Here is an 18955-nt window from a genome sequence, read left to right as displayed (position 1 = left end):
GCTTCGCTATGTTCTCGTACTCCTGTTGCGTGAGAACCACAGTGGTATGGAAACGTAGTGTGATTGTCCATTATAGCAATAAGCTGAAAGGTTGCGTGAGAACCATAGTGGTATGGAAACATATACTCGCCGTCTATTGAGACGACGTGATATATGGTTGCGTGAGAACCATAGTGGTATGGAAACCTAGCAACATTGCCTTCAATGTCTTCTGCGTAACGTAGGTTGCGTGAGAACCATAGTGGTATGGAAACCGATTAACATCGAGAAGGTGTGATGAGATGGGTAACGTTGCGTGAGAACCATAGTGGTATGGAAACATATGTAGCTGATTTCCTTACTTCTTTTTCTGGTTTGAGTTGCGTGAGAACCATAGTGGTATGGAAACAGATGGTGCTGGAGATTCTGACTGCAGGAGGATTACTGGTTGCGTGAGAACCATAGTGGTATGAATCGCTGCCTTTGGCAGGACGCTGTGCCGGGAAGATCATCCCGGGAAGTGATGCGCCGAGAACCATCGGCGGACGCAATGCCCGGAGAAACATCCGGGGACGCATGGCTGGCTTCGCCAGGAGGGAGAAGCTTTCTAGGGGCAGGACGTTAGGTTGTATGAACCAACTCAACTGGTCATCCTGACGTGCTCTTGGTCAGGATCTGGTCTTTGATCTTATCGGAGGACGGGTCCATGCTCTTGGACGGTCAACGGAGGACGGCTCTTATATGAACCATAGTGGTATGGAAACTACTTTCTTACTAAACAGAAATCCAACTCAAGCATTTTAATAACCAACTTCAATTTAACTTAAGAGTATTATGTTAAATTCATCTGTTCTCTTCTAGCCCACTCCCAGTAAAGGCTTCATTCGAAACTCTACCTCTTCTGTTTGCTCTCTTTGATTTTGTATTTTACACAGTATGTGATATTATCTATTTATGTTAAATTAATGAATTTAGACACGGAGGCCCAAAATGCCGTCAGTTTACCTGGAGAAAGTGTTGCCCGAAAATAATATGAAGAGGTTCTATTTTATAAGCGATGAACGCCAGAGTACCTTTACCGGGTATCCGGTTACCATCATTTTCGGGCGGATCTCCGAGCGCGCCACATTCGTGACCAAAATATTCCCGAGTCAAGCTATGGCAACCAGATATGTACATAATAAGCTCAGGATAAGACATAGACACCATTATTCAGTGGTTAAACCGAGGTATTTGAGGGATGGAAAAGACTCCAAGCCTGTCCAGCTCGGTCTATTTCCCTATTAAACGCCCCATCCTGCGCTTTTGATGGTGCTAATACATATATGAAGGTGCGACAAAAGAAAATGCGTTAGAGAGCGTTTTACGAGGTGTAGTTATGAAGGAAGTGCAGCCAATTAGGGATACGAAGAAAATCGATGCGATGAAGTCAATTATGAAGGGTGAATCCAATTACCGGGACCTTCTTTTATTCGTTTTGGGAATAAATACAGGCCTTCGAATATCTGACATACTCGCCCTGAAGTGGAGCAGTTTCATAAACGGTGGTGGAAGACTCCTTAAGGCAGGGGACCAGTTGAATGTTGTGGAGATTAAGACCAAGAAGATAAAAAACTTTATGATAAACAAGTCAGTCGCGGAAGCCTTGAAGCTTTACTACGATTCTCTGGGAAGTGTCAATCCTGATGATCCAGTATTCTCGTCCCGCAAGACAGCCGACGGCACCCTGCAACCCATAAGTCGCATAGCCGCCTGGCAGATGCTAAACAGATACGCCAATATGGTGGGACTGAATGACGGGATCGGAACACACACACTTCGTAAGACCTTCGGCTATCACCTGTACAAGAAAGGCGTGGCTCTGGAGTACATTCAGAAGATGCTAAACCATTCTTCGCCGGCGATAACCTTGCGGTATATTGGGATCACCCAGGAGCAGCTGAACGATATCTATGTTGAGCTGAATTTATAACAGCTGGATACTCCTACGATGTCGGACCGTTATTATCCTGAAGGCCATAGAACCTCCAATATCTTCTGCGTCTTCTCGCGCTTGCGGGCTACTCCGTGCCCGGCGCTCGAAGCCGCAGCAAAGGGTAAAAATGTAAAAAGGCTAAAGTATGAATCAGAACACCGTCCTGCAAATACGGAACCCGAGGTAGCTGTACGAGCTAGCGGGCGAGTCGAAGTAGCGAATCGCAACCCGTGCGCGCGCCGCAATGTTGCCCCAGCTACCGCCACGATTCACCCGAAGGGAACCAGCTGTGCTGTTGTACGGATTCGTCTGTGCAGAACTGGAGTAGTTTCCATACCAATCTGAGCACCACTCCCATACGTTTCCGCTCATATCATAGATCCCGAGCTCGTTCGGCGCCTTCTTCCCGACTTCCTGTGTCTTGTTCCCAGAGTTTGAATCGTACCAGGCAACATCACCTACATTGTCACTCCCGGAATACTTGTATCCCTTACTCTTGTTACCACCACGAGCCGCGTATTCCCATTCAGCCTCCGTAGGCAGTCTGTATCCGAATACCTTCGACGGATCAGTAGTCACTTTTCCATCCTTATCCAGCAAGTTACCGTTATTGTCATACGCCTTCGGTAGCTTCTCTTTCTCGCTCAGCCAGTTGCAGTAAGCTATAGCGTCGTTCCAGCTCACGTTTATAACTGGTCTATCTCCCCTTCCCCAGCCTTCATCGCCAGGTTTGCTCCTGCCCGTGGCCTCACAGAAGGCGTCGTATTCGTCGAATGTAGTCTCGTATTTGCCAATGTAGAAGTTATAGCTGAACGTGACCTTGTGGGTCGGTTTTTCATCACTATCTCCTCCACCCCACGTGTCGCCCATAGTGAAACTTCCTTTCTCGACCAGAACGAAGTTTCCGGCGGCGTTAGGACGGCTCATTATTATGGACGGTATGCTGTCGGGTATATACCCTTCCTTGAAGAATATCCTGTCTATCCTATCCTGATAAACCTCTATCACCGATCCAACGTCCAGCTCGATTTCTATGTCCTCCGTCTCCAATATCCCCTGCACGGTGTCTCCATTTGTCATCTTCACTGTTGTGAGCGGGTTGGCGTCCCCTATGAGCGTTATTGATTCGGTAGTAGCGAAATCGAGCGGTATCTTCGCGTAAGTTGTGGAGATCGTTATGTCTTGTGTCAAAATCTGCCCGTGGAAGTAGTCTCCGTTCTTGAGCTGCATAAACTGCCTCCACTTCATTCCCGCCGTCTCCTGAGGCCTCTGTCTGAATACTATCTTCAGGACCTTCTCACGCCTTATCTCCAGCTGCGGACCGTTTGTCAGTTTGAAACTTATGAAGGCATCGTCTATGAACCCCGAGAAGCGGTTGTTGTTAACCGTGATTATTGACTCTATGTTGTTCGCCCCGCCTTCCAGGTTTATCCCGGCTATGTATTTGCTATCTATGTCTATGTGAGCGTAGGAGGTTCTTATAGAGAAGCTGTTGTTCATCACGGTACCCGTCAGTTTGTCCCCGTTTCTCAACAACAGTATATCCACGTCTTTCGGCCTTTCTGTGTCAAGAACCGTCTCTATCGCGGGCATAACCGGTTCTGTGTTCGCCAGTCCAAACACCGCCAACAATATAACGCAGAGTATAAGCAATACCGTTCTCTTCATTCCCACACCTCCCGACTTATGTTAGTTACAGGTTACTGCACACCGATTATGTAAACCTTCGTCCCGTCTCATTCGCGCCACTGGTGCAGAGGATCATGCACCGGCGCTTTGAGACGCAGCAAAGGGTAAAAATGTAAAAAGGCTAAAAGTGTAAATCAGAACACCGTCCTGCAAATACGGAACCCGAGGTAGTAGCCCGCGTCAGTGGGCGAGAGGCGGCCGCGATCCGCTACCCGTACGTACGTCGCATTGCTGCTCCAGCAACCGCCACGATCCGCCCGGCGGGAACCAGGTGTATAGTTATACGAATTCGTCTGTGCCGAGCTGGAGTAGTTTCCATACCAATCATTGCACCACTCCCACACGTTTCCGGACATATCGAATATATTCAATTCATTAGGTTGAGTCGTTCCAACATCGTGTGTATGACCTCCTGAGTTGTCATCGTACCAGGCCACGAAGTACACTTCGTCTCCTCCGGAATACTTGTATCCCTTACTGTATTTGCCACCTCTGGCAGCGTATTCCCATTCGGCTTCGGTCGGTAGTCTGTATCCTTCAACATAAGAAATGTCTACTGCAATTCTGCCGTTCTTATCCAGAAGATTTCCTTGGCTATCATATGCCTTGCTCAATCCTTCATTTTCGCTAAGCCAGTTACAATATGCTATCGCATCGTTCCAGCTCACGTTGATTACAGGTCTGGTTCCTCTTCCCCAACCCTGATCGTTGGGTTTGCTCCTTCCGGTAGCCTCGCAGAATGCGTCGTATTCATCGAAAGTCACTTCGTATTTGCCTATGTAGAAATCATATGTGAACGTAGCTTTGTGGGTCGGTTTTTCATCATCGTATCCATCTCCCCAGGTGTCACCCATAGTGAAAGTTCCACCCTCCACATACACCATCTCTACTCCGGAGGGGGTCTTCAGAAAAGCTCCCACTTTTATCGTGCTGAACTTCCATATCGGGCTCTCGCTCCTGTTTCCCATCGTATCTTTGGCTATTACCTTCCAGTAATAGTCCTTGCCTTCCTGAAGACCCTTGTAGAAGAACATCTTCTCCGTCAGGTCTCGCACTATGTATGTCAGGCTTTCCCGACCGGTACCGGCCATCACATCGTACGTAACGGTCCTGCCTTCCGTGTCTGGCATCTCCCACATAAGCTTTACCCAGTTTTGATTGTATGAAGGTAGTATCTGTATATTGCTCTCTCCATCTTCAGGCAAAATATTTGTGGGAACCGGAAGCGGTTTCACTTCAGTAATCAACGTTTCCTCTCCGCTTCCCAGGTAGTACCCAACATTCTTTATAAAGCTCCTGAACGTGCCGAGTCCCGAGTTTATATGATTCATCACACCCGAATCTTCTTTCTGAAGGTATTTCAGGTGCAGCCTTATGTAACCTGCCATCACCCGGTAGTATGCGTTTTCGATTGCCGCTGCCCTCATTGCCGCCCTTGCCATCCACGCGCTGTCGAATGTTACTTCAGCACTCTGTATTTCGCATTGGAGTTTGTCCAGATTCCTCGACAGATCCACAAGCAGTCCTAGATGGATTATGGAAGCGTTCAGGAATAAATTGAGGCCTTCGGCATCCTCTTTTATGCCTTTGGGAGCGATTTCAACCGTTGCTAGGTCCAGCAACGAGTCGTCTATTATCTCCAAGAGTCCTTGAACCGTGGATAACGTCGCCGGTTCGAGGACCATCATCGCCGTGGATGCCTGCAGATTCATAATCTTGTTCATTGCGTCTATGAACTTTATCTCAGAGTCAGCGAGCATTATTGCGTTCTTCTTCTTTTCAAGCGCTTCCAGCAACGCTCTTGCCTCGTTAAGACTGTTATGTTCCACAGCAGACATCGCAAGATAAACGCTTATGAAGTCTTCCTTATCCGTAGCCAACGTATCCGCAATTGTGTTCAGACCTGCTGAAGTCAATCCAAGAGCTATGGAGACCAGCTTGCCCGCCTCGAACACCGTCTTCACACTTTCCGGCAGACTAGCTCCAAGAGAGAAGAGGTCTCCTACAAGCATAGTTATCCCCGTTCCCAGGAGTGCGCTTCCCCCTTCTATGAGCAGTGTGCCTATAGCCGTTCCCATACGCTTTGAAGATACTTCGGACAGTGTTTCGCTCCAGTAATTTGTCCAGTATTTCCAGTCTTGATTCCACCAATACCAGTGCTTCCAGATGAAATAGATACCGAGGTTCTCATCGTCGAGCTTCACCCTCCCGGTATCTGTCATTTCATATACGGTGGGCAGTACGTGAACGTGTAGATACTCGTCGTATGCTACTTTTAACGCCCGGTCTCTGAAAGCGAATGCCTTTATCTCCGTGTTCGCAAACGTGACACATAGAAAGACAATCAGAAACAGAAGAAGGAATGTTCGTTTCATAACCCACCTCCATTAATGAGGCTTCGCACTTTAAGTAAGCACGTGAAGACTCAGGCAATATACAGAAAGAAGTGCAATGCACTCATACAATTAATATAGCAGTTGTTACATTCTATACAAAGTCAAACTCTGTTCCGTGAATTCCTGTCACTGAAGGTTGTTGGCGATTGTGGTTGATTTCCGAAGTGGTGTTCTCTTATCAATCATCGAGCCTGGCGCATAGAAGCTTCTCCCGGGCCGGCCATAAGTGATGGGGTGATTTCGGATACAATAAACGGCTAATCTGTTAGGTTTCGGAATTAATACCCAATAATGATAAACTTCAGTTACAGAGAAGAAATAGCGAGAATATGCAGGGTAGGTGTAGTATGGGCGCTAATATCCCAGAAGCTGGAAGACTTGCCAGAGTTAGGGACAGAATCTGGCTGATCAGTGATGTTTCGTTCTCTGACGATGTAGTTTCTAACCCCGCAACGCTGGTGACATTAGAGAGCTTAGAAGATTCGGATCAGGGAAGCAAGACATCCGTCGTATTTGAAAGAGAAGTTGACTTCCAGGTTCTGCCCGAAAACATACTCCCCGACATTGGCAATTCACTCGACACTCCCACTGTATTCGACAGCTTCGTCAATGCCCTGAGATGGACAAACAAGAGCATACTCAGCGGTGGTGTTATTCGGGCTCCGTTTTACGGTGCCATACAGCAGCAGACATTTCAGCTAGAGCCAGTGATCAAGGCTCTGTCTATGCCAAGGATAAGCCTTCTCATAGCAGACGATGTTGGCCTGGGTAAGACAATTGAAGCAGGTATGATCATCCAGGAACTCATTCTGAGAGGCAAAGCTCGCCGAATACTTCTTGTTTGCCCGGCATCTTTACAGCTCCAGTGGCAGTGGGAAATGGAGAACAAGTTCGGACTTGACTTCAAAATAGTAGATAGCAACCAGATAACGAAATTCAAGAGGGAGTACGGGATAAATGTCAACCCCTGGTTAGCCTACCCCAGGATAATCGCCTCAATGGACTTTATCAAGATGGAGGGCAGGAAGACAGAATTTCTCCGCTCTTGCGAGGTTAATTCGGGTAAGTATATCCGCTCCTGGGATCTCCTGGTAGTAGATGAAGCCCACAACGCTATGCCCCAACCAACGAAGAACTACTATCGAGATTCAGACAGGACGAAGATGCTCAATGAGATAGGAAGACACTTCGAGCATAAGATCTTCCTTACCGCTACACCCCACAATGGACGAAAGGAATCCTTTGTCGCCTTTTTGGATATGCTGGATCCTCTAAGCTTCAACAGAGGGGAAGATCCAGCGCTCAATAAAGCCAGCTTCAAAAGAAGGTTAGATCGAATAATGGTACGAAGATTGAAGAGGGGCCCCACAGGCGTTAAAGACTCTCTCGGTCGTGCAATGTTTGCAGGCAGAGAGATCGTTCCCTTAGACATAGATCCTTCAGAGGACGAGAAGAAGTCGTTGAGCTTGCTCAATCAATACATTCACCAAAGGGTGCGTGGTGGAGAAAACGGCGAGAAAAACAGGCCTCTCGAGTTCGCTATGACGATCCTGAAGAAGAGGCTTCTCTCTTCACCAAGAGCTTTCTACAATTCAATTGTAGTTCACACGGAACACTTAAACGATGCGAAAGACTCTCCGAAGTACCTCCAGCTGATTGTGGATAGGCTTGACGAAGACTGGGATAATGACGTCGTCAGAGAGCAGACCGAACAGGAGTTAATAAGCGCTACGGCAACCGACAACGGGAAGAACTACCTGAGTGAACTAATAAGCGTCGCCTCCCGCCTCAGAAACAAGCCAGACAGTAAAGTGAAAGAGCTTATCAGATGGATAGACAACAACCTCAAAGAGAACGGCCGTTGGAACCGCGAAAGAGTCGTCATATTCTCAGAATTCAAAGACACAATGGAGTACATCACAGACCAGTTGATCGATCACGGTGTTGAAGAGGGGAGAATCCTCCAGCTCTATGGCGGTATGGAAATGGAAAAAAGAGAGGCCATAAAGGCGATGTTCGAAACCGATCCAGACGAATCACCCGCGAGAATACTCGTCGCAACCGATGCCGCCTCTGAAGGAATAAACCTTCAGCAACACTGCAGATATATGTTCCATATGGAGATCCCCTGGAATCCAATAAGACTCGAACAGAGAAACGGCCGAATAGACAGACACGGTCAGTCTCGCAACGTCACCATATATCACCCCGTATACAAAAACGATTCAGATAGCCAGTTCCTGAAAACTATAGTGAGAAAGGTGGAACAGATCCGCGAAGATTTGACCACGATGAACCCTGTGATCGCGGATAAGATTCAGAAGCAGATGCTCGGGATTGAGAAGATGGACGAAAAACTACTGGACGCGATGAGAGATGATTTGACAAGAGACCTGTTGGACGTCAGGAGTGAGGCCGCGAACCTCGGCCAGAAGATAGCCGAATCGAGAGAGAAACTCAATCTTACCCCTGACACAGTGAGAGAGCTGCTAGATAGCGCTATCAAATTGAACGGTGTTCCCTCAGGTGTTAAGCCTGTAGAAGGAAATCTGTACAAGATAGAGAGACTGCCTGACGGCTGGAAAGAGCTTCAAAAATACATCCTCCAGGACGGCAGGACAAGACTCTTATCCTTCGTACCGCCAACTGGAGCCAAGGCCCAGCACCTTCATCCCAACCATCCGCTTGTGAAAAAGGCCATAACGTACTTCCGAGCGAATATATGGTCAAAGGGGATTGAAGGCACAAACCAAAAACTGAACAAGGTAACCTGCAAGGTAGTTCCTTCAGGGAAGATGGATGTTCCTCACGTGCTTCTGTATGTTAGGGCTCTTGCGATCAACAAGCTCTCGCAACCACTTGTTGAAGAAGTGGATGTCATTGGCGGAAGGTTCGAGCAGGGGGAGTTCCTCCCGGTTTCGGATACCTCAAGCCTCCATCATCTCGATTCTCTTGCAGTATTTAACCAGGGGGCTTCCTCGCTCGTCCCCGACCTGAAAAAGGTAATGAAGATGAATGAGAAAGCAATACAGGATAATGTAGAGAAGTTCAAACGTAACTGGAAAGACAGACTCAACAGAGAATTGAAAGAAGTGACCTCAACCGAGAAGACGACACTTCTGGAAATGATAAAGGAACGGGCGAAAGAGATAGACAAGACGATAAACAAGCTAAGTAGTTACGAAGGAACGATGTTCGAAGATCAGATGCAGTATTCCGAAGACATTCGTCTTCTGAAGAACAGACAGGAATATCTTAAATCCCAGCTTGAGGGGATTCCAAAGAAGATAGAAGAAAAATACACACTCAAAGGCGATCCTCTGGTCAATGTTGTCGCCCTCTGCTTCCTCATTCCCGAGGAGATGATCAGATGAGCACAACAATGAAGACCAAATTCGACTGGTTTGGCGTTCTGAAGATGTCGGGCCTCCTGGTCTCTGAAGTCATTTATCGCGATCACTTCGAGAAGACAGAGGGTATCAGCAGGGACGAACTCTTCAGAATTCGAAGGTTTATTGACCGCTTCAACAGCGAAAGCTTCTCTGTTAATGATCTGGTTAAGGGCCTCCTTTTCGACATTCTCGCTCACGATCCAAACAACTGGAAATTCGGAAGAGATGTCTCGGCTTTCTCAGTCAAGGAAAGTGATCACGATGAGCAACTCGCTTCCGACTTTGTTCTCCTATCTGACGATAGAAAAACACCGGTCTTCATAATAAAGGCACTGGACAAATACAATGAGCTTGACAAGAGAAAGCCTGTTGGCAGCGGAACCTGGCGGGCGAGTGAACACATAAAATTCGAGACGTTGCTTAGACTTTCAGGCTGCCCTCTGGGGCTTCTCACTAACGGTTATGAGTTCAGACTGTTTTTCGTTGAGGAAGGCCTTTCGGCAGCATACATATCCTGGAAGCAAAGCGACTGGCTTGAAGAAGAATCAACCTTCGAGGCCTTCAGAAATCTCCTGAACGCAGAGACCCTCCTTCCAAGCAAGAAGAAAGGTCTTTACAACATAGTCAAGGAAAGTCACGAGAAGCAAGCTGAAGTTACTGACGCTCTGGCCGATCAGGTCTATCTGGTCATTAACAGGATTCTCGATTATACAAACCAGAGTGCAATAGACGTCGAGCCGGACAAGATATACGAAGCAGTGATAAAGGTCGTTATGAGGTTAGTCTTCATACTGTATGCCGAAGAGAATTCTCTGCTTCCTCACGGATTCCCCGAGTACGATGACAATTACGGCCTAATCCATTTAGCCAATTCGCTCGAGTCTGAGAGGAGCTTCCTCGGAGAGACAGACTTCAACTCTGTTGCTTCTTACAGATATGATGCCTGGTACAGGATACTTGCGTTGTTCAACCTTATCTATTACGGCTCAGATCACCAGGAGCTGAAGATAACTGCTCACGGTGGCGCCCTATTCTCGCCCGACGAGATTCTTCCCCTTCTCAAGAGAATTAAACTGAACAACAGAGGCGTAAGGGATATTCTCCACGATCTCCTGTATATGAAAGGCCTTAGGCTAAGTTATGCTGCAATAGACGTCGAACAGATAGGATACGTGTATGAAGGCCTCCTGGGATACACCGTTTCACGGGCAAGTGAACCTCTTGTAGTAACGGCAAACGAGAAGTTCGTCCTTCCTCTTAGTGAACTGGAAAAACGTACACCAAAAGAGATAAAGGGGCTGCTGAAAGAGGTCGATTCAAGGATAAACAACATTCCAAATTCGTTCACCGATCCTACAGATGATTCGATACAGGCAAGGGTAGCCAAATATGGGGTGATACTAGCCCCGGAAGACGAAAGGCTCATACCGGAGGGTTCCTATTATATGTCATCCTCCGGTGCCAGAAAGTCTAGCGGGAGTTACTACACTCCAAAGCAGCTGACAACGTATCTGGTTAAGGAGACGCTTGGACCGCTGTGTATGGATGAAGAGAAAGACAGGGTGAAGAGCTCTTCCGAGATTCTTTCAATGAAGATAGTCGATCCTGCTATGGGTTCGGGAGCCTTTCTCGTACAGGCAACGAATTTCGTCGCGGAGAAGCTCTTGAAGGCCTGGGAAATAGAGGGCAAAAATACTGAGATTCCAGATTCAGACAGAGAGATCCTTGCACGAAGGAACGTTGTTGAACACTGTATATACGGGGTGGACATAAACCCCACGGCCGTAGAGCTCGCGAAGATGTCTCTCTGGCTTAATACCTTCTCCAAAGATAAGCCATTTACATTCCTCGATCATAAGCTGAAGTGTGGCAACTCCCTTGTGGGGGTCTTTCACGGCTGGGAGGATACAAGCGTTATTCACCCGGAGGTGTACAAGGCTTCGGGGAACGCCAGTAAAGAATGGAAAACTAGACTGATTGAACTGAGAAAGACAAACGCAAAATACAAACCTTCTAAGAAGGAAAGCCAGGCGAAGCATCAGAGTAGTATGTTCTCTCTTACAGGCTCTCCGGACAATGAGTTTGCGAGAATAACGAGTGAGCTCGCAAAAGTCTCACACCAGATAGATGTCGCCGGTAGAGAAACAGAAGATTATTTTGCCAAGGAACAGGTTTACAAAGAGCAGTTCCTTAGGAACAGAGATTACGAAATAGAGAAGCTTAAGGATAATGTGTGGGTAGCTCAATGGTTCGCAAATGAGATTGATGGAGTCCTTCCGTTGACAACCGGAGAGCTTCAGGATCTCTACCAGGGAATAGACAAAAACCAGGATAGCAGATCGGTTCTTATGGAAATCTCTGAACACATATACTGGACAGAAAGGATAAGTAAAGAACAACGTTTCTTCCACTGGAAACTCGAATTCCCGGATGTATTCGAGGCAGGGGGATTCGACGCGGTAATTGGTAACCCGCCTTGGGAAGTGCTGAAGCTTAAGGAAAGAGAGTATTTCGCAGGAAAGGACCTTGAAGTTTATTCCAGCAAGAAGACGAATGAAAGACGGTCACTTATAGCAGGATTAGAGACAAGTAACCCAGAGCTGTTCAGATCGTATATGAAGGAACTGGAGCAATACTCGTCTACAGGCAATTACGTATCTAATAGAGCTCTATACAGTTTGACAGGCAAAGGTGAATTAAACACTTACCAGCTCTTCGCCGAGCTTTTCTTGAAGATGCGCAAAGAAGAGGGAAGATCTGGCGTGATAGTTCCAACAGGAATTGCGACAGACAAGGGAAACAGTATCTTCTTCAAGTATGTTGTCGAGAATAAATTGCTTTCCTCATTAGCTGATTTTGTTAACGGTAGCATTTTCAAAAACATAGACTCCAGAATGAGATTTAGTCTTATAGTATTCGGGTACACGGAACAGTCGAAGATGCTCTTTGTCTTGCGAGACCCCGATCAGCTCTATACAAAAAGCTTCTTGAAGCTATCAGCTGAAGACCTGCTCTTGGTCAATCCAAACACCGGAACTGCTCCGGTGTTCAGTTCGCAGAGAGATATGGACCTTGTGCTTAAGATATATAGAAACAGCAAGATTCTTCTGAGGGAGTACGAAGACGGTAAGACGGATAACCCTTATGGTATAGAAGTCTCCACGCAATTCCATATGTCAAACGACTCCGACAAGTTCGTTCGAGAGCAGGAGCTTATAGGGAGAGGTTATAAGAAGAACTGGATCTACTACGAGAAAGACGGTGAAAGATACGTCCCGCTTTGTGAGGGCAAGACCTTCTACATTCTTGATAGCCGTTACAACCACATAGCAGATGACGGAAATGGTACGAATTGCACTGCTGAGGAGAAATCCGATCCGCGGTTCTTCCCTAGGACAAGGTATTTTGTTAAGGAGAGCGATTGTAAGGCTTTTTATGATGCCAAGCAGTGGGAGAGAGAATGGGTGGTTGCGTTTAGAGATATCACAAACGCAACAAATGAAAGAACATTGATTTCATCGATGATGCCAAAGGTTGGGTTTGGGCATAAAGCACCTATTGTTAGGGCGAAGTTTCTATCCCTTTTTGGGCTTGCCAATTCTCACATATTTGACTACGTTACTAGACAAAAGTTTCAAGGGACAAGCATGTGCTATTTCATTCTTTACCAGCTGCCGGTGCCCGACCCCTCAAAGTTCAAAGAACTCCCGGGACTGGATGCTGGAGACACTTGCCTTGAAGATTCTGTAATCCGACGACTTGTGAAGTGTGTGAACTACTCCTATGATATGGAACCGTTTGTGAAGGATATGGGCTACGAGATAGAGCCCCGTCCGTGGAATGAGAAAGAAAGACTTGGATATATGGCACAGCTTGACGCAATAGCTGCGCACCTTTACGGTATAGACTTTGAAGACCTGAAGTATATCTTCACAACATTCCCAATAGAGAAGCGAGAACAGGAAAAAGAGTATGGGACTTACTTATCCAGAGACCTTGCCCTGAAGTACTTTGAAGAATACAGACCTAAACTCTTTCAGGGAGGAAATCTATATTGATGAGATACGTACTTCCTTAAGAAATTTGATCCAGAATATCGAATGATTCAGAGGTGGTCCTATGTCCATTAACCCTGTCGTCTTCAGTAAAGAGACCTTCGAGAGCTTTACAGATTTTCTTATAAGTACCCTAAATATCGCAGATGAAGGTCTCGAGAATCAACTCAAGGATCTAATAGCCTATGATCTTCTAAGAGGATCTCGCCTGGTTAATGGACCATACATCTACCTAAATCGCCCTTTCGTAAAAGGCAAAAGCATAAGAGAGTTCACGGAAGCACTCAACCTTGATCCGGTATTGAATACAGTATTCACATACGAAAACTTACATAAGCATCAGGAAGAAGCGGCCGAGAGCATTGTAAACAAACATCACACCATAGTCTCAACAGGTACCGGCTCCGGAAAGACCGAGTCCTTCCTCCTGCCAATAATCGATCGTGCGAAGAAACAACAGGAGAAGAAACTGCTGGCGCTCCTTATTTACCCTATGAACGCCCTGGTTAATGATCAGCTAAGACGACTCAGAATGATGCTTGCAGGAACCGGCGTGACGTTTGCCAGATACACCGGAGATACTCCTGAAACCCTTCCTTCGAATATCCGGAGACCTGCAAATATGGTGAGGTTTACGGAAGAGCAGCTCGAAGAGGTCATAAAGGGTACACTGGCGCCCTGGGAAGAACGCCTCTGCAGAGAAGAGATCCGTGAAAACTCTCCCCAGATAATGCTCACAAACTACTCTCAGCTTGAGCATTTGCTTCTTCGAAACAAGGATCTAGATATTTTCAGAGACTCCGATTTACAGTTCATCGTTATGGACGAAGTGCATAGTTATGTCGGAGAACTTGGCTCGGAAGTGGCCTGTCTCCTGAGAAGACTGAAGCTCGTTGTTCCGCATCCGGAAAACATCACCTTCATTGGCACCTCTGCGACGGTTGCCTCTCGTGACGAAGAACCTGAAACGGTAGTAAAACGCTTCGGTTCAAGACTCTTTGGTGTTGAACAGGACCATATTAGGCTGGTAACCGAGTCTTACATAGAGCTCGAAAGAGAACCGGATGAATACGTTCCGCTATTCCCCAGAGATCCCGGAGAGATTCTAAAGGAGATGGTATATGAAGTTTCTCAGATTCCTGAAGATGGAGAACCGAGGGCAGAATTCTACAAGCTGCTGACGCAACTTACCTACAAGACCATAAACAAAGACAACGCTTACACGACATTGAAGAAGAACGTTATTATAAGCGAATTGCAGGAGCTTTTCAGCAAGCCCACGCTTCTGGAAAAGGCTGTTGAGAGGATCAGGGCATTATCCGGAAGAAAAGATGCTGGCAATGATGCTCTCGCGGCGGAGGTATACTCCTATCTACTTGCCGGGCTCATAGTAAAAGAAGACAACGAACCTTTACTCCGCCCGAAGATCCACTTCTTCGTAAGGGGCATTCAAAACCTAAAAGTCGCATTTGTAGATGGCCAGAGACAGATAATACTGAACGATATAGATGAGCTTCAGGATCACTACTATTTCAGCCTTTACGGTTGTGCTAGATGCGGCCAGCATTACTTTGTGATTCCCTCGGCATCTGCTAACCAGGCTGAAGGAGTCACTTTCTACACACCCGTTGGTATGGGGGATGAGCCTGAAGAAAGCCGGATGGTTCTCCTTACAGATGTGATTACCGGGGACGAACAGGCCTACCTCAGTCAAAATGTATGGGTCTGTGAGAAATGCGGGACTGTTCACGAAGCACCTGTGCAGAAATGTAAGAATACTCTTTGTGGTTCAGACAAACTTATTCAAATGAAGAAGGTTCCAATTGCAGCACGGCTTAGATGCCTCTCCTGTGGTGTTTCGCTCGGGAAAGATGATGAGGAGGATAGATCCTCGAACCTAATGCCCTCTGTGTCAAATGAAGCTTTGGACATTCTCATTCTCGCTCAGAATATGCTTAATTCTGTTTCCAAAGATGCGGCAAAGCTTCTCGTATTCACGGACAACCGGCAGGAGGCCGCCTTCCAGGCAGCCTTCATAAACCAGAGGTCGAAACGGTTTAGGCTCAGAGACTATCTCTACGCTGTTCTAGAAGAGGACCGAGCATACACAAGCGATGAACTGGCTGGAGAAATAGCTGAACGCATTCGTGAAAAGGGTGAATACAGAGACTTTGAAGTTGAAAATGCAATGAGGCCTAATTACTTCAAAGATTCAGTAGAATGGTTTCTTCTAGAAGATTTCTTTATGCCCCGCTATAGACGCGGAAGTCTTGAGAACCTAGGGCTTGTTAAACTTACTTACGGGAATGTAGTTAGCAGCAAGGAATTCGTGAAACACTGGGCAGAAGAATTCGGAGCCCCTGTAGAAGAGATACTGGCAATAATTGAAAACCTTCTAGACCATATGAGAGTGAACACAGGTGTAAGCCATAAGCTTCTCGGAATAACAAACCGGGATCCCCGAGTTGCTAGCGGTTATATAAACCTTAGTAAGTGGTTTGGCCCCGAAGTTTACACACTGAACGCACCTGTCTACAATGCTCAGAGCAATCTTAAATGGTGGATTTCAAACAGTGGGACTTCATATTATCAGAGGTTTCTGAAAAAGGCATTTCCGGAAAAGAAGGATCTCACAGATGATTTTCTAAGTGAACTTTGGCGCTTTCTGGTGGATGAAAGGGTCCTAGTCGAACGCGATAACTCACATTTCGCCATAAACAGTGAAGCGGTTCACTTCCGTAAGGCACCTAAGACAGAAGACGATGATCTTCCTCATCTTTACGAGTGTAAAAAGTGCGGTACGAGAACCTTCAGAAAGACGCCCGGCCTGGTTTGCCCCAGGCACAACTGTGATGGTCAATTAACTGATGTATCAGTCGATACGGACGATTATAATGTCAAGAGACACTTATCAAACAGAGAGATCAGAAGTCTGAAGGCCTTTGAACATTCCGGCCAGGTTCGTAGACCCGAAAGGGAGAGAATCGAGAAGGAATTCAAAGATGAGAATGGAACGGTAAACTGCATTGTGGCAACTCCTACACTTGAACTGGGAGTGGATATAGGGAAACTGGATATGGTTCTTTTGAGAAATGCTCCGCCCACACCGGCAAATTACGATCAACGAGCTGGAAGGGCCGGAAGGAGACACAGGATAGCCGTCGTTACTGCATACTGCGGGCGAAGCTCCCACGATCTGTACTTCTTTTCAAGACCGGAGGAGATGATTACAGGAAAGATAAAGGTTCCAGCCTTCTCTATGGTGAATATTCCGCTAATTGCTAAACACTGTCACTCGGCAATCACGACAAAACTTCACAGCGTTACGAATATAGAAGACAAAGCATTGATGGAGGCCTATCTTCCTAATTACATAAACGCCTTCTTCAACGGGATAGACCTGTTTGCGGATAATGCAGCTGAAACGCTTAAGAACCTATTTGGTTTCTCGAAACCCCTGGAAGAACTGATAAACAGACATTACGAGCTTCTCAGAGAAGAGTTAGAGCGTTTCTTCAAGTACTGGCCATCTGAAGCTTTGAAGACGTTAAGGGAGTCGGTGGAGGGAGAACTGGAAGACTTTCTAATAAACGGTTCTCCGGAACAGCTTGATAAGATATTTATTCACATACGCGACGACCTCATTTTCCTGATAAACGAAAGGGCCGAGTTGTTTAGACGTGGCTCTACTTCGAGAGAACTCAGTTCAATTACAAAGCACTTGAATGCCTTTATGCATCCACAAGGCGGTGAGAACTCAGTCAGTGATTTCTACACGATCTCCGTGCTGATCAAGTATGGGTTTTTTCCCGGTTATTCACTTGCAAAAGGCCACGTTACTGCCCGCTGCCTGGACAACGAAGGTTTCGTTGAAATCGACAGAAATTACAATATCGCTCTAAGGGAATTTGCACCGCTTTCCAGGCTTTACGCGGTAGGGAAAAAGTACCGACCGACACGGTACAACTTCTATAACGCCGACACAAAGGCGGGCTTTAGGCAGAGATTCATCATAGTCGAAGACTGCATAATGCCTGAAAAACCCGATGAACCTTCTTTCGATAACCCAGCTCAGTTGAAGCTTGATTCAATACACCTCACGGACCCCAAGTTGACTCTCGAAGGCAGGCCCGGGGATAGTGAGAATCGTAGAGTCATTATGGGCTACGACATAAGAGGAATCGTTAAGGGAAATCACCTGGGAGGATTTACTGCCAAGTCTGACGGAATGATTACTTCTTTCAGGAGAAAAGACGTAGTTGTCCTCATAAACGTTGGTTCGAAACGCGATATACCTAACTATGGCTATGGTTTCTATATTTGTCCCGAATGTGGAGTGATAGAAGAGAATACTTCTAGCGGGAAAGATCACTTCAAAAGACACTTGGAAGCCGTCCATAACAAACATATTCAAGAAGAAAGACTTAACGAGTATAGGAGAGGCATTCACGCAGAATTCGTGTCTGATGTAATGGTTGTGGGCCCTTTCAAGAGCTTCGAAGAGGCAGCCAACTATATGGAAGCGATGAAGGTGGGGGCATCTATTGACCTGGATATTAGCACCAGTGAAATTGATAGCTTCATAAACGGGCTTGAAGAGAACTACCACGTCACTTTCTTCGAAACAGTACCGGGTGGCTCGGGGTACATTGAGGTGTTGTTCCAGTACAGAGAAAGTGTAATGAAGACCGCAAGGACACTTCTCGATTCCTGCGATTGCAAGACTGCCTGTTACAGATGCCTGCTGAGCTTCTGGAATCAACCCTACCATTCAGTTCTCAATAGGAAGAAAGCAATCGAAGTACTTGACTTCATACAAACTGCAGGGGCTACTACAATGGTGAAAATACCCGGCACCAGGCGAGAGAAGACTTCCGATGGGAACCTAGAGTCGCCGGCCGAGGCGAAGTTCCTTAACATTGTTAGGGAGTTCGGGCTTCCAGATCCTCATCTTCAATACCAGGTAACCATCTCAAATATGACGACCATCGCTGATTTTGCATATCCAGATAAAAAGCTCCTTATCTACATCGATGGCTACACTTATCATAAGGGCAAAGGGCAAGGGAAAATAGACCTTGATAGAAGGCAAGAACTAATACTCAAAGCCAGCGGCTACGAAGTCATTCGGATCGGAGCCAAAGACCTGGATGATGACGAGATAATGGAACTATATCTTAAGTCAATATCCAAGATATTTGACTAGTAGTGTTCCGTCAAGAAAGCAACTCATTAGTACTGCCCAAGCTTGCTTTGGAAAACCTTTGCTTGAGTTTATCACTTAATCTTCTGAAAACAGCTAAACAAGCGAAAGTATTTTTAGAAACGAAGAATTTTGCCACTACAAACTCTGTATTCAGAGAGCGAGTTCTTCTTGAGGCGTTACCTTGTCGGGTTGTGTTATCTTCATTAATGAAAGAATCTTCGAAGCAAGGGGTAGTGATTTCGCTTTCATGTAGTAACTTTGCT

Annotated in this window: 7 protein-coding genes and 1 CRISPR repeat array (1 of these 8 cut by a window edge); of the genes, 5 read left to right on the top strand and 2 right to left on the bottom strand. The window is 46.4% G+C overall.

Annotated features, from left to right (window positions below):
• A CRISPR array of direct repeats spans positions 1-456; the repeat unit is 30 nt; unit sequence GTTGCGTGAGAACCATAGTGGTATGGAAAC; it reaches 176 nt to the left of the window's first position.
• 513 nt (positions 457-969) lie between these two features.
• Together Q502_RS15145 and Q502_RS12115 are read left to right on the top strand one after the other, a co-directional pair.
• Entirely contained in the window at positions 970-1266 is a 297-nt protein-coding gene (locus Q502_RS15145) for a WGR domain-containing protein (RefSeq protein WP_102818790.1), read from the top strand.
• 91 nt (positions 1267-1357) lie between these two features.
• Positions 1358-1951 carry a site-specific integrase gene (locus tag Q502_RS12115; RefSeq protein ID WP_102818789.1) on the top strand — a complete coding sequence of 198 codons (594 nt, stop codon included), beginning with the start codon at positions 1358-1360 and terminating at the stop codon, positions 1949-1951.
• Between the two features lie 153 nt (positions 1952-2104).
• Here Q502_RS12115 and Q502_RS12110 read toward each other — a convergent pair whose 3' ends face one another.
• Complete coding sequence (locus Q502_RS12110; protein ID WP_258001640.1) at positions 2105-3622, bottom strand: formylglycine-generating enzyme family protein; 1518 nt, start codon at positions 3620-3622, stop codon at positions 2105-2107.
• A gap of 155 nt (positions 3623-3777) precedes the next feature.
• Positions 3778-6018 (bottom strand): formylglycine-generating enzyme family protein, encoded by a 2241-nt coding sequence (locus Q502_RS14905; protein ID WP_258001639.1) that lies wholly within the window; start codon positions 6016-6018, stop codon positions 3778-3780.
• A gap of 368 nt (positions 6019-6386) precedes the next feature.
• Between Q502_RS14905 and drmD the strand changes: the two genes are divergently transcribed.
• The 3 genes from drmD to Q502_RS12090 all read left to right on the top strand — a co-directional run bounded on the left by drmD (position 6387) and on the right by Q502_RS12090 (position 18692).
• Positions 6387-9413, top strand: coding sequence for a DISARM system SNF2-like helicase DrmD (gene drmD / locus Q502_RS12100; RefSeq protein WP_181456433.1), 3027 nt, complete (start codon positions 6387-6389; stop codon positions 9411-9413).
• Complete coding sequence (locus Q502_RS12095) at positions 9410-13489, top strand: Eco57I restriction-modification methylase domain-containing protein (RefSeq protein ID WP_114794175.1); 4080 nt, start codon at positions 9410-9412, stop codon at positions 13487-13489. Before drmD ends, Q502_RS12095 begins: the two co-directional genes overlap by 4 nt.
• 61 nt (positions 13490-13550) lie before the next feature.
• On the top strand, positions 13551-18692 hold the full coding sequence (locus Q502_RS12090; protein WP_102818784.1) for a DEAD/DEAH box helicase: 5142 nt from the start codon (positions 13551-13553) through the stop codon (positions 18690-18692).
• The last annotated feature ends 263 nt before the right edge of the window (positions 18693-18955 follow it).

This window comes from Mesotoga sp. Brook.08.YT.4.2.5.2., assembly GCF_003351125.1.
Classification (GTDB): domain Bacteria; phylum Thermotogota; class Thermotogae; order Petrotogales; family Kosmotogaceae; genus Mesotoga.
This window is presented reverse-complemented; position numbering and strand designations above follow the sequence as displayed.